The organism is Streptomyces sp. NPDC023157, from assembly GCF_055560575.1.
On record NZ_JBVHIL010000003.1, the window covers coordinates 503751 to 515728 of the forward strand.

Below are 11978 nucleotides of genomic sequence, written 5' to 3' on the forward strand. Positions count from 1 at the left end.
GAGGGCCCGGCCGCCCGGTCGGGGGTACGCGAGCGGCCGGACCCGGTCGGTGAGGCTCGTGCTCAGCGCCGGCCCGGGGCGGCGGGGCGGTGCAGGACGAGCCGGGTGAGGAGTCCGCTGCCGAGACCGGCCGCGAGCGCGAGGGGCGCCCACCACAGCGGGTACGGCGTGAGGCCGAGGGCCGCGTCGAGGGACCAGGCGCCGGGGCCGGTGGCGGCCAGGGCGGCGGCGCTGCCGATGAGGACGAGCGGGTACTCGTATCCGTCGTTCTGCACCCAGAGGCCGTGGCGCCACTTCACGGTGAGCGCGACGGTCATGACGCCGATGACGCCGGTCGCGGCGAGCGGGGTCAGGAGGCCCGCGGCGAGCAGCAGACCGGAGCCGATCTGGCCGCCGCCCGCCGCCAGGGCGGTGAGGGCACCGCCGCGGAAGCCGTCGGCGCGGAACTCCTCGGTACCGCCTTCGAGTCCCCTGCCGCCCAGGTGCGAGCTGACCTTCTGCACACCGTGGCCGGCGACGAGCAGTCCCACCAGCAGACGCAGGATCAGAATGCCGGTGTCCACGGGGATCAGCCGGCCGCGTGCGCGCCGATGACGCTCTGCGCGTACACGACACCCAGGCCGTACGCACCGGCGTGGGCCTTCACGATCTCCATAACGGCGCCGTACGTCTCCTGGCGCGCCCAGTCGCGCTGGAGCTCCAGGAGGACCTGGACCCAGGTCACGGGGACCGCGCCGGCGGCGAGCATGCGCTGCAGCGCGTGCTCGTGGGCGGCCGGGGTGACACCGCCGGAGGCGTCGGTCACGACGTACACCTCGTACCCCTGCTCCAGCGCGGAGAGCGCGGGCAGCACGAGGCAGACCTCGGTCCACAGACCGGCCAGGACGATCTTCTTGCGGCCGGTCGCCTTGACGGCCGCCACGAGCGCCTCGTCCTCCCAGGCGTTCATGGTGGTGCGGTCGATGATCTCGTTCTTCGGGAAGACCTCGGCGAGCTGCGGCAGCAGGGGGCCGGAGAACGACTCGGCGGCCACCGTGGTCAGGACGGCCGGCACGTCGAAGGCGCGGGCCGCCTTGGCGAGGCCCACGGTGCTGTTGATGATCGCCGTACGGTCGCCGCTGCCGGTGCCGAAGAACATCTGCGGCTGGTGGTCGACGAAGAGCATGACGGCGTTGTCGGGGGTGAGCAGGTCCGCACTGGGGGCGGCCTGCACCTTGTCGATGTCGAACATGAGGGGTCCCTTTTTCGAGGCGATCGCTGTCGTGCCGCCGCCTCGGCGGCTCGGCACCCCTTGAAGCTACGAGCGGGCGGGGCTGGCGATTTGACCTCCCGCGCCCAGGAGTTGGCACGACAGCGCACAGCCGCCCCGGGACCCCGCCCGGTCAGCCCGCCGACGCCCCGTCCGCCGGGTCGAGCGGGCGGCGGGCGTAGGTGAAGAGGTGTTCCTCGGGGTCCGCGCGGGCGTCGTCCGGGGTGAAGAGCGACACCTCGTCGTGGACCACGACGAGGCCGCAGTCCTCCCGCTGGAGGCGGACGTACTCCTCGGCGGAGAAGCTGGAGACCCGGACCGTCCGCCCCATCCAGACGATCTCGACGTCCGCCACGTCCGCGGGCACGGTCGCCGTCACCAGGAAGCCGCCCGGGGCCAGCCAGCCGGCCATGCGCTTCAGGGCGGCGGCCGCCTCGGCCCGGCTCATCATCAGCAGCGGGAAGAACGCGCACACCGCGTCGAAGCCGCCCTCGGGCGCGTCGAAGGCGCGCACGTCGCCCTGCTCGAAGCGGGCCCCGGGCACCTGGGAGCGCGCGAGGGCGACCATCTCGCCGGACACGTCGATGCCGGTCACCTCGCAGCCGGCCCGCACCAGGAGCTCGGCCACCGGGCGTCCGGTGCCGCTGCCGACGTCGAGGACCCTGGCCCCCTTGCCCAGCCGTGCGGTGAGCCATTCGACCGCCCGCAGCTGGGCCGGCAGCCGGACGAAGGCGTGCTCGTAGGCGATCCCCAGCCCGTCGAACAGCTCCGCCGCCGACACCGGCCGCCCCCGCGTACCGTCGTGGTCCATTCCGTGCCCCTTCCGTCGTGGGGTGCGTCCGTCGGGTGCGCACCACGAGCGGGCCTACCCGCATCGGCCGTCGCGTCAACGCGGACGAGGGGCGGCGGACGCCCGGCGTCCGGCCGGATGGGATGATCCTGCTCCCGGCCGACAAGGAAGACGAAGGATCGATGAAGCTGAACGTGGGCCAGCGGGTGCGGCTGGCGACCGAGCTGGCGTGGCACGGGTCGGTGGCCCCGGCGGACGAGGAGCCCCCCGCGGCGAGCGGCTTCGGCGGCGCTTCCCTGGCCCTGGCGGCGGGTGTCGAGGGCACCGTCGAGCGGGTCGACGCGCACGACAGGGAACAGAGCCACGAGGTCACCGAGTACCTGCGCCTGAAGTCGCTGCTCGACTCCTTCGGGCATCAGATGCCGCCGGCCAGCAGGTCCCAGCTCGACGAGCAGGTCGCCGCCCTGGGACCCGCGTGGCTCGCCTACCAGCAGCAGCGCCTGCGCGTCACGGTCCGGGTCCGGCTCGACAACGGGTTCGTCCTCGACGACGCGCCGGAGGAGTTCTTCGTGTCCTAGCGGCGGGGGCGGGCCCGGTCCTGGCCGCGGGGGCGGGCCCGCGGGCCCGGTGCGTCACGAGCGGTCGTGTCTGAAGGAGTCCATGACGCCCTCGGCGCGGCGTCGGACGCTCTGCGCCTTCTCGCGGATCTTGACTTTCGCCTGGTCCGTCCTGCCCTCGGCCTCAAGGCGCTCATGGCCGGTGATCTTCCCGGCGAGCTCCTTGAGTCTGCCCTTGGCCTTGTCCACGGCGCCACTCATGACAGCGGTCCCTCCGAAGGGTCGACTCCCACCCTCCACGGTAGGCGGGGGTGCCCCGGGGTGCTCGTCGGCGGCCGGCGGGCCTGGAGGGCCTTCCTCCGGGCCCGCCGTGCCCGGGTCAGGCCCTGCGGGCGTGGAGGGTGTGGGCGCCGAGGGCGAGCGGGGTGTGTCCGACGAGGACGAGGCCGCACTCCTCGAACAGGCGGGCGTAGTGGTCGGCGGTGCGCTCGCGGCCGCCGGTGTTGCACATCATGTGGAGGTCCCACGCCGTGGCGAGCGAGGAGCCGCCGTCGGCCGGCAGGAGGCGTTCGACGACGAGGAGGTCCGCGTGCCGGGGCATGGCCTCGGCGCAGGAGCGCAGGATGCTCCGGCAGCGGGCGTCGTCCCAGTCGTGCAGGACGCGGGAGAGCACGTACACGTCGCCTTCCGGGGGGACGTCCGCGAAGTCGCCCGCGTGATACGCGCACCGCTCCCCCGCCACGGTGGCGCCGAGACGGGTGCGTGCCGCCGCGAGGACCTGGGGGCGTTCGAGGAGGACGCCGCGCAGGGTGGGGTGCGCGGTGAGGATGCGGCGGAGGAGCTCCCCGGTGCCGCCGGCGATGTCGACGACGGTACGGGGAGGGCCGGCGGCGGCGGCCGCGGTGGCGAGGACGGGGTGGGCGGGCAGCGGATCGAAGAGGGGGGCGCTCGACACCATGGACTGGTCGAAGAGGGCGGCGAGTTCGGGGTCGCCCGCGAAGTGGTCGAAGTGGTTCTCCCCGTAGAAGTGGTCGAAGGCGGGTTCGCCGCTGCGTACCGTGTGGGTCAGGTGGGCGAAGGACTGGTAGAAGGGGCCGCCGTACATCAGCGCCAGGGGCCGCATCGAGCCCGGGGCCTCCGCCGCCAGCAGGGCGCCGACGCCGGTGAGGCGGAACCCGTCCGGGCCCTCGGCGACCACGCCCAGCATGGCGAGGTACCGCAGCAGCGTCGCCAGGCTCTGCGGATGGGCGTCGACGGCGCGGGCCAGCTCCTGGATCCCGGCCCCGGTGTGGCGGTGCATGACCTCCGGCAGCCGCAGCCGCGCGCACGCCGCGAGGGCCTGGGTGGTCCAGGCGCCCGTCAGCATCCGCAGCAGCGCCTCCGCCGCCTCCGGATCACCGGACGGCCGCGACGGCCCCGCGGCGAGCGGGCGGCCGAGATGCTCGGCCAGGACGTCGCGGTGGTCGCCGCGCGCGTACAGCTCCACGCGCCGGTACTCCGTCTTCGTGTCGGCGGGGGCCGTGAAGTAGAAGACGGTGCCGTCCTCGTGCGGGTTGTAGCCGCCGCCGTCGGCGCCCGCGCCGTGCCGTGCGAGGCAGGCGAGCAGCCCGCGCAGCACCAGCGGGTCGGGCCGTTCGACGTCGAAGGCGAGGTGCGCCTCACGGTCCAGGCGGCGTTCGTCGGCGGCGATCCCGTGCAGCCCCGACCCCGGCGGCACGGTCAGCGCGAACACCTCGACCGCGCGGTGCTCGCCCGCCGGGCCGTGGACCGTGGGCCGGAGAATCCTTACGTCAAGATCGGCCGGGTTGCGGTGGTGGCGCGCGGCGAGGCGTTCCCGGACGACGACACTGGGCTGCGCCGACACGTCCGCGGCCAGCCCGCTCGCGCTCAACTGCGCCCGCAGGGCGGCCTCGTCGGGCGGGAACACGAGCACGGCGGCGTGCGCGAAGGCGCACCGGTCCGTCAACGCCCGTAGTTCGGGGCCGTCGAGTCCGGGGAGCACGCGCGAGAGGAGGACGGAGGTGTCCTGCTCCCGCACGAAGGCGGCCGTCGCGCCGAGCCGGTCCACGTCGTCCACGGCGTTCGCCGTCATCGCGGGCGCAGGCGTGTGGGCGGCGGCGGGCACGGGTGTGGGCATGGTGAAGGGAAGTCCGGAGTGCATTGCCTGTCCATGTCTGGATACCCGGGCTGGCCCCGGGGAGGAAATGGGTTACGGGGAAGGGGAAATGAGGGCCATCAGGTCGTGGGCGAGCGGCGGGGCCGTCAGATCCCCACGTAGTTCTCGGCGAACCAGTCCTGCTGGGTCGGCGAGTCGCGCAGGGCGCTGATCCGGGACCGGCGCAGACGCTCTTGGAAGGGCGGGGCGCCCTGGGGGTCCGGGGTCTCGTGGAGGAGGCCGATCATCCAGTGCGAGAACTCCTGCGCGCGCCAGATGTGCGCCAGGCACCGGTCCGAGTAGGCGTCGAGCGCCGTCGGGTCGCCCTCGCGCAGGGCGGCGGTGAGGCCCTGGGCCAGGATCTCGGCCTCCAGTACCGCGAGGTTGGCACCTTTGGCGGCCGAGGGGCTGATCAACGCCGCCGCGTCGCCGACCAGGAACAGCGCGCCGTGGCGCAGGGGTTCGAGCACGTCGGACGCGAGGTCGACGACGGCGCGTTGGACGAGGCGGCCGCGTGACAGGGGGCCGTACTCGGCCGCGCGCATGCGCAGGTCGAGTTCGTCCCAGACGCGGTCCTCGCTCCAGGTGTCGGCGCGGGTTCCGCGTGCGCACTGGAGGTAGTAGCGGGTGATCTCGGCCGAGCGGGCCATGTGCCCGGCGTAGCCGTGCGGGTGGAGGGCGTAGCCCACGGCGTCCAGGCTCGGCGGCGCCTCGGCGAGCAGGCCCAGCCAGGACACGCCGTGGTCCCGGCGGTAGTGGCGGACCGCGCCGGGCGGGACCGAGCGGCGTCCCGCGCCGTGCCGCCCGTCGCAGGCGGCGACGTACCGGGCCCGCCATCGTCCGGTGCGCCCGTCGGCCTCCCGTACGGTCACCGAGGGTGCCGGGCCGTCCGCGTCGGACACGGCGACCGCTTCGGTGTCGAAGCGGATCCGTCCGCCGGCGTCGAGGAACTGCGTCAACAGGTCGGTGACCAGCTCGTGTTGGGGGTAGACGGTGTGCGGGTCCTTGCTGCCGAGGCGTCCGTAGTCGAGGCGGAAGCGCCCGCCCTCGGTGCGGAACTCGCAGACGCGGTGCTCCTGTCCGTACCGGCGCAGCCCTTCGTCCAGGCCGTGGCGGGCGAGGATCCGCACGGTGTTCGCGGCGAGGAAGCCGGCTCGTGCCCGGGTCCGCACACACTCGAGGCCGGACCGTTCCAGGATGGCGCAGTCGATGCCGGCGCGGAGGAGGAGGTTCCCCAGGACGAGCCCGGCGGGGCCGGCGCCGAGGATCACCACATCGGCCGAGTCGTGGGCGGGCCAGGCGTACTGACTGTCTGTCACAACGAGGGATCTTAAGCATCCGGAAGTACCAAGATCGTCAGGATTCACCCGAATGCACCACATCATGAGAAAAGGATTCTTCCGGAACCGACGTGGATCCCTGGGGCACGGGTGGTGATTCCGGGCCGTCCGCCATCATGCGGGCGGCGTTGGCCCGTACGTCATCCGGAATCCGTGGTTCGTACACCGGCCGTCCCTAGCCTCGCAACGCCTGGGGACCCGGGTACGCGCACGGCCTCAAGGGGGAGGGACGTGCGCGGTCGACGACCTTGCCCGAGGAGGCAGCTCTCACATGCGTAGAGGCATGAGGACCCTGATGGTGCTCGGCGTGACCGGTGCGGTGACCGCCGGCGTCGCCGTCACCGCCCACTCCGCGCCGCGGCACGAGGAGCGGCACCAGGAGATACGCAACGTCATCTACCTGCTCGGCGACGGCATGGGCCGCACCCACGTCACCGCCGCCCGCGAGCGCTACTACGGCGCGACGGGCAAGCTGAACATGGAGCGGCTGCCGAACTACGGTGCCGTCGCCACGTACGCCGTGGAGAAGGACAGCGACCGGCCGGCGCTGGTGACCGACTCCGCCAGCTCCGCCACCGCCTGGTCGTCCGGCGTCAAGACGTACAACGCCGCCATCGGCGTCGACGCGTACGAGCAGCGCGTCGCGACCCTCATGGAGCAGGCCCACCGGGCCGGCTTCGCCACCGGCAACGTCTCCACCGCGGAGATCACGGACGCGACCCCGGCCGCCCAGTTCAGCCACGCGCTGCTGCGCGGCTGCCAGGGCCCCGTCTACTCGGACTCCTCCTGCCTGCCCAAGAAGGCGGACGGCAGCTACGAGAACAAGCCGGCCGACCCGACCCTGATCACGCCGATCGCCGAGCAGATCGCCCGCAACGGCACGGCCGACGTCATCCTCGGCGGCGGCCTGTCCCGCTTCGAGCCGGACGACCAGGAGGCGCTGCGGGCGCAGGGCTACCAGGTCCTCGGCAGCTTCGGCGACCCGGCGCTGCCCGCGCAGACCGCCGCGAGCCAGAAGGTCGCCACCAAGGCCGACCTGGCGGGCGTGCGGCGCGGCAAGGTCGTCGGCCTGTTCAACCGCGGCAACCTGACCGTCGAGCAGGCCAAGGCCACGCTGCCGGCCGACGCGCCGCAGCGGCAGGAGCCGACCCTGGCCGAGATGACCAGGAAGTCGCTGTCCCTGCTCGACGGGCGCTCCAAGAAGGGCTTCCTCCTCCAGATCGAGGGCGCCCAGATCGACAAGCGCTCGCACGCCAACGACGCGGCGCAGACGCTCGGCGAGATCAAGGCCTTCGACGACGCCGTGCGGGCCGCGGTCGACTTCGCGCGGAAGGACGGCCACACCCTGGTGGTCGTGACGGCCGACCACGAGTGCGCCGGCTTCAACATCATCGAGAAGGGCTCGTACACCAACGCCGAGGCCGCCGCCCCGCCGGCCAACGCCGACGCGGGCAACTCGGCTAACAACTCCACGCCGTCGCGCCCCTCGTCCGGCGCCAAGGACCCGGCCCGCTCCTCCGGCACCGTCAACGGCGCCGGCGCGAACGACCCGAAGAACTTCGGCCCGGCGACCTTCCGCACCCCCGACGACCCGGCGGACGTCCGGGACGGCAGCCCCGAGGCGAGCCTGTGGCTCTCCTACCTGTCGGGCAACCACACCGGCGCCGACGTCCCGATCTACGCCTACGGCCCGGGCGGCGGGCGCTTCGCCGCCAGCCAGAACAACGTCGAGCTGTACGGCAAGATGTACCGCTCGCTGTTCGGGACCGCTCCCCGCGGCCACTGACCCCGCACCGCGTGTGAGGGGGCCGGGCCGGAACCGCATCGGCCCGGCCCCCTCACACCAGCCCTTCCTCACACCCCACGCCCCCGTACACCCCGCATCTCTGGAGACACGACCGATGAGAACGCGCACCTCGGCCGCGACCGTGGCGCTGATCGCCGCCGTCGCCGCCCTCGCCTCGCTCACCGGCTGCGGCGCCTCCGGCGACGGCACCGGCACGGACGGCGTACGACCGGCGGCCGCGGCGTCCTCGGCTCCGCCGCCCTCCGCCTCGCTCCCCGCCCCGCGTACGGCCCCCGCGCCGGCGCCCACGCTCGCCACCCGGCCCGAGCAGGGTGACGTACGCGTCGAGGACGGGCCGTTCACGGACCGCGTGCGCTTCACCCGCCTCGCCCTGCTCGACCGGCGGGCGGTGGCCGGGCACCTGGCGGTCACCTCCGACGTCAGCGACGTGATCGCCCTGGAGGTACGCGCCGCCTTCTACGGCGCCGACGGACGTCTCCTCGGCTCGGGGGTCTTCACCTACGGGGAGGAGCACGAGGGCGAGAAGGGCGGCCACCACGCGAAGCGGGCGGCGGGCGCGGGCATCGACTTCTCGGTCTCCGCGAAGAACCTGGGCGGGATGCCCGTGGCCGCGGTGCTCTCCATACCGGTGCTCGTCAACGAATAGGCCCGCGCCCTCGCGGGTCAGTCCTCGTCGTCGCCGCCGCCGTCCTCCTCGTCGTCGCCTTCGAAGAAGTCACCGACCTCGTCGACGACTTCCGCCGCGACCATGCCGCCGACCACTCCGACGGCGAGACCCGCGGCCCCGGCGGCGACGGCCGTACCCATCCCGGGCCCCGAGCGGTGGCCGTGGCCGTCGTGATGGCCGTACGTGTCGTGGTGGGCGGTGCCGTACGTGTCGTGATGCGGGTGCCCGCCCTGGGGGGCGTACGCGGCGCGGTGCTCGACGAGCTGCCGGATCCAGCCGTCGACCTCGGTGTTCCAGTCGACCCGGTCGACGTCGTGGTGGGCGACGGTGAAGCGGGTGAGGGTGTCGTGGGAGCCGGAGAAGAGGCCGCCGCGCTTTTCGGCTTCCAGGACGACCTCCAGGCCGCCCGGAGCGGCCAGGAACGTCAGCTCGATCTCGTTCACCTGGTGGGCGTACCGGGGCGCCGGGGTGAGCTCGATCTCCTGGTAGAAGGGCAGTTGCTGCCCGGTCCCGCCGATGTGGCCGAGTTCGAGGTCGGCGGACCTGAAACCGAAGCCGAGCTGTCCGAGCGCCTCCAGGATCGCCTCCTGGGCGGGCAGCGGACGGACGGCGAGCGGGTCGAGGTCGCCCTTGTCCCGCGCACCGGCGACGCCCAGCTCGGTGCGCACGCCGAGCACGATGCCCAGGCCCTGCCCGTACAGCTCGGTGATCGGAGTCTCCCACGGCACCGGGAAGGAGAACGGGATGCTGTGCCCCTCCCCCGCGGCCAGGCGGAAGGCGCCGCCCACCGTGTGCCGGTGGAAGACCACCGTGCCCTCGGACTCACCGTCGTCGTGCTCGGCCTCGACGCGCGCGAGGAGCTCCAGGGTCAGGTGCTCGACGGTGAAGTCGGCGTCGCCGCCCTTCAGGTGGACCTGTCCGCCGAGGACACCGCCCGGTGCCACGGGGCCCGGATCGAGGACCGTGTCCACGGCGGGGCCGCCCACGCCGAGCGAGCCGAGCAGACGCTTGAACACCATGGGGCGTTCTCTCCTTCACACCTGTGTTTCTACAGTTCTGTAGAAGAATAGGGGCGGAGTGGAGGCCGCACACCGGATTTCCGACCGATGCCCCAGGACTGTCCGAAAATCGCCGCCCTCCCGGACCGGGGGCTACCCCCACCCCTTCCGGCCCGCTACCAGGATGGGACGGACGATCACGGGCGGGCAGGCTGAACGCGTACGACGCACCCGGGGCCTCCCCGGAAGCGTCCGACGCATCCCCCGAGCAGAAGGAACGCTCCTTGTTCAGCCTGAAGCCCCCGCACCGCCGTACCACCCACCTCGCCGTCGCCGGCGCCCTCGCCGTCGCGACCTGCGCCACCCTCATGACCGGAAGCGCCTCCGCGATCGTCAACGGGCATGACTCCACGCAGAGTTACCCGTTCATGGCGAGCATCCCCGAGTCGGCCCCGAAGCACGGGATCGACGAGGGCAACTGCGGGGCGTCACTGATCGCCCCGCAGTGGGTGCTGACGGCCGCCCACTGTGTGAAGGGGGACGGGCTGGAGCTGGAGGGCATCGTCAGGATCGGCAGCGACCACCGGAAGTCAGGCGGCACCGTCCGGAAGATCGACCGCACGGTCGTCCACCCCGGCTACGTCCCCGGCGACGGCACGACCTACAACCGGAACGACGTCGCGCTGGTCCGGCTCGACCGCCCGGTCTCCGAGACGCCCGTCCGGATCGCGCGGCAGGCGGGACTGCCGGGCACCTCGACCCGGATCCTCGGCTTCGGCACCACCGTCGACACCGCGTTCGCGTTCCCCGAGCGACTGCAGGAGCTGGAGACCCGCCGGGGCGCCGCGTCCGAGTGCGCTCCGGGCTACGCGGACCGGACCCGGCTGTGCACCATCAGCCGCGTGCCGCAGGCCATGGCGTGCTTCGGGGACTCCGGCGGGCCGCAGGTCAGCAAGGGCCGGGACGGGCACTGGGAACTCGTCGGCGTCACCTCCGGCCCCGGCGCTCCCGGGGTGCCCTGCTCGGAAGGGCCGGGCCTCTACAGCAGCGCGCCCGCCTACGCGCCGTGGATCGCCGGCACCCTCAGGAGCGACCGCGCTCCTCACGCTGCCCCCACGGAGTCCCGTACGCCGTAAGCAGGTCGAGGAAGGGGCGCGGCGGCAGGGCCTCGGGGCCGAGGACGCCCGGTCCGTCTGCTCGGCGACGGCCGCCTTTCGTGGCCGCCGTGTTCGCGGATGCTCCGCGAACACGGCGGGGGACGGCGGGACCCTCCCGGCGCCCCGGCCGGCAACCGGTCAACGTGTGGGGGCCGCCCGGTCGGACGCGCTGCGCAGGACGCAGAACTCGTTGCCCTCGGGGTCGGCGAGGACCGCCCAGCCGGTGCCGTCGGGGTTGCGGTGGTCGCCGACGAAGGTGGCGCCGAGGCCCAGCAGCCACTCCACCTCGCGGTCGCGTGTGGTCTCCGGGCGCAGGCACAGATGCATCCGGTTCTTGGTCGTCTTGGGCTCGGGCACCTGGTTGAAGTAGAGGACCGGCCCCTCCCCCAGCGTCACCTGCGTCTCCCGGTCGCCGGGGCGGGCGTCCGGCTCCAGGGGGCAGCCGGTCACCGTGCTCCAGAAGCGGGCCAGCCCGTAGGCGTCCGCACAGTCGATCGCCACGTTCTGCACTGTCGAAACCATGGGCGCCAGTCTTCCCGACGGCGGCGCTAGCGGGCCACCTCGGGCGTGAGCTCCCCCGCGGAGTCCAGCAGCCGTTCCGCCCGGTACGGCGAGGTGTCCAGTTTGGCGAGGACGCCGATGCTGGCGATGTTGGGGAGGATCAGCTGGTAGAGACGGGCGATCTCCCCGGAGAGCGCGCGGTCCTCCGGGAGTGCCTCGGTGACCAGTTGGACGCCCGTCCAGGCGCCGACGGCGAGGCGGGCTATCTCGGCGGGGACGGCGTGCGGGAGGAGTTCCCCGCGTTCCTTGGCCTCGACGAGGAGGTCCTGGCCCAGGTCGATCCAGTCCGGCCAGCGGGTGCCGAAGAGGGTGCGGGCCTTGGGGTCGACGGAGAGCTGGACGGCGGCGCGGAGCATCGGCTCGCGGGGCAGCCGGTGGGCCAGGAGGAGGCCCAGGTCGACCCATTCCTGGAGTTTGTACGTCTGCGGAAGGATTCCCTCGCGGGTGACGGCGCGCGCGAGCACCCCGTGGGCCATCGACTCCTTGGTGGGGAAGTGGAAGTACAGGGCGCCCCTGGTGAGGCCGGTGCGCTCGACGAGAGCGGCGATGGTGGCGGCCTCGTAGCCGACTTCGATGAAGAGGCTCGCCATGGATTCGAGGATGGACTCACGCGTGCGGATCGCCCGCTCCTGCCGCGCCACTCGGCCGCCCCCCTCGGAGTCTCCGCTGACAAAGGCTCGGTATGTTATCAAGCGTT

13 protein-coding genes are annotated in these 11978 nt (G+C 73.1%); 4 read left to right on the forward strand and 9 right to left on the reverse strand.

The window, feature by feature from the left end:
* Positions 1–62 precede the first annotated feature (62 nt).
* The 3 genes from ACZ3ZE_RS13275 to ACZ3ZE_RS13285 all read right to left on the reverse strand — a co-directional run bounded on the left by ACZ3ZE_RS13275 (position 63) and on the right by ACZ3ZE_RS13285 (position 2060).
* Positions 63–563 carry a DoxX family protein gene (locus tag ACZ3ZE_RS13275; RefSeq protein WP_361174034.1) on the reverse strand — a complete coding sequence of 167 codons (501 nt, stop codon included), beginning with the start codon at positions 561–563 and terminating at the stop codon, positions 63–65.
* Positions 564–568: 5 nt separating this feature from the next.
* Entirely contained in the window at positions 569–1231 is a 663-nt protein-coding gene (locus ACZ3ZE_RS13280) for a hydrolase (RefSeq protein ID WP_361625140.1), read from the reverse strand.
* A gap of 151 nt (positions 1232–1382) precedes the next feature.
* Positions 1383–2060, reverse strand: a complete 678-nt coding sequence (locus tag ACZ3ZE_RS13285) for a class I SAM-dependent methyltransferase (protein ID WP_467259032.1) — start codon at positions 2058–2060, stop codon at positions 1383–1385.
* Positions 2061–2221: 161 nt separating this feature from the next.
* Here ACZ3ZE_RS13285 and ACZ3ZE_RS13290 point away from each other — a divergent pair, with 161 nt between their 5' ends.
* Positions 2222–2617 carry a hypothetical protein gene (locus ACZ3ZE_RS13290; RefSeq protein ID WP_363291467.1) on the forward strand — a complete coding sequence of 132 codons (396 nt, stop codon included), beginning with the start codon at positions 2222–2224 and terminating at the stop codon, positions 2615–2617.
* A 54-nt stretch (positions 2618–2671) separates the two neighbouring features.
* On the opposite strand, the gene ACZ3ZE_RS13295 is transcribed toward ACZ3ZE_RS13290, so the two are convergent.
* From ACZ3ZE_RS13295 to ACZ3ZE_RS13305, 3 genes are all read right to left on the reverse strand, one after another.
* A complete protein-coding gene (locus ACZ3ZE_RS13295; RefSeq protein WP_361174022.1) occupies positions 2672–2857 on the reverse strand; it encodes a CsbD family protein in 186 nt (61 codons plus the stop codon).
* Between the two features lie 118 nt (positions 2858–2975).
* Positions 2976–4757 carry a methyltransferase gene (locus ACZ3ZE_RS13300; protein ID WP_467259035.1) on the reverse strand — a complete coding sequence of 594 codons (1782 nt, stop codon included), beginning with the start codon at positions 4755–4757 and terminating at the stop codon, positions 2976–2978.
* Between the two features lie 101 nt (positions 4758–4858).
* Positions 4859–6070 (reverse strand): 4-hydroxybenzoate 3-monooxygenase, encoded by a 1212-nt coding sequence (locus tag ACZ3ZE_RS13305; RefSeq protein WP_467259038.1) that lies wholly within the window; start codon positions 6068–6070, stop codon positions 4859–4861.
* A 292-nt stretch (positions 6071–6362) separates the two neighbouring features.
* On the opposite strand from ACZ3ZE_RS13305, the gene ACZ3ZE_RS13310 reads away from it, so the two are divergent.
* Both ACZ3ZE_RS13310 and ACZ3ZE_RS13315 read left to right on the forward strand, forming a co-directional pair.
* The gene (locus ACZ3ZE_RS13310) at positions 6363–7877 is read left to right on the forward strand and encodes an alkaline phosphatase (protein WP_363291469.1); all 1515 of its coding nucleotides are present in this window, start codon (positions 6363–6365) and stop codon (positions 7875–7877) included.
* Between the two features lie 115 nt (positions 7878–7992).
* Positions 7993–8544: a hypothetical protein gene (locus ACZ3ZE_RS13315; RefSeq protein ID WP_361174013.1), complete on the forward strand. Its 552-nt coding sequence runs from the start codon at positions 7993–7995 to the stop codon at positions 8542–8544.
* 17 nt (positions 8545–8561) lie between these two features.
* On the opposite strand, the gene ACZ3ZE_RS13320 is transcribed toward ACZ3ZE_RS13315, so the two are convergent.
* Positions 8562–9584, reverse strand: a complete 1023-nt coding sequence (locus ACZ3ZE_RS13320) for a sporulation protein (RefSeq protein WP_467259041.1) — start codon at positions 9582–9584, stop codon at positions 8562–8564.
* 263 nt (positions 9585–9847) lie between these two features.
* Here ACZ3ZE_RS13320 and ACZ3ZE_RS13325 point away from each other — a divergent pair, with 263 nt between their 5' ends.
* Positions 9848–10699 carry a S1 family peptidase gene (locus ACZ3ZE_RS13325; protein WP_467259044.1) on the forward strand — a complete coding sequence of 284 codons (852 nt, stop codon included), beginning with the start codon at positions 9848–9850 and terminating at the stop codon, positions 10697–10699.
* 159 nt (positions 10700–10858) lie between these two features.
* Here ACZ3ZE_RS13325 and ACZ3ZE_RS13330 read toward each other — a convergent pair whose 3' ends face one another.
* Positions 10859–11242, reverse strand: coding sequence for a VOC family protein (locus ACZ3ZE_RS13330; protein WP_361174003.1), 384 nt, complete (start codon positions 11240–11242; stop codon positions 10859–10861).
* A gap of 26 nt (positions 11243–11268) precedes the next feature.
* Complete coding sequence (locus tag ACZ3ZE_RS13335) at positions 11269–11922, reverse strand: ScbR family autoregulator-binding transcription factor (protein ID WP_361174000.1); 654 nt, start codon at positions 11920–11922, stop codon at positions 11269–11271.
* Between the last annotated feature and the right edge of the window lie 56 nt (positions 11923–11978).

Excerpts from the sequence above, each read along its gene's own strand:
- ACZ3ZE_RS13330 (WP_361174003.1), bottom strand. The coding sequence starts at position 11,242 with ATGGTTTCGACAGTGCAGAACGTGGCGATCGACTGTGCGGACGCCTAC.
- ACZ3ZE_RS13315 (WP_361174013.1), top strand. The coding sequence starts at position 7,993 with ATGAGAACGCGCACCTCGGCCGCGACCGTGGCGCTGATCGCCGCCGTC.
- ACZ3ZE_RS13320 (WP_467259041.1), bottom strand. The coding sequence starts at position 9,584 with ATGGTGTTCAAGCGTCTGCTCGGCTCGCTCGGCGTGGGCGGCCCCGCC.
- ACZ3ZE_RS13280 (WP_361625140.1), bottom strand. The coding sequence starts at position 1,231 with ATGTTCGACATCGACAAGGTGCAGGCCGCCCCCAGTGCGGACCTGCTC.
- ACZ3ZE_RS13300 (WP_467259035.1), bottom strand. The coding sequence starts at position 4,757 with ATGCACTCCGGACTTCCCTTCACCATGCCCACACCCGTGCCCGCCGCC.
- ACZ3ZE_RS13285 (WP_467259032.1), bottom strand. The coding sequence starts at position 2,060 with ATGGACCACGACGGTACGCGGGGGCGGCCGGTGTCGGCGGCGGAGCTG.
- ACZ3ZE_RS13290 (WP_363291467.1), top strand. The coding sequence starts at position 2,222 with ATGAAGCTGAACGTGGGCCAGCGGGTGCGGCTGGCGACCGAGCTGGCG.
- ACZ3ZE_RS13295 (WP_361174022.1), bottom strand. The coding sequence starts at position 2,857 with ATGAGTGGCGCCGTGGACAAGGCCAAGGGCAGACTCAAGGAGCTCGCC.
- ACZ3ZE_RS13310 (WP_363291469.1), top strand. The coding sequence starts at position 6,363 with ATGCGTAGAGGCATGAGGACCCTGATGGTGCTCGGCGTGACCGGTGCG.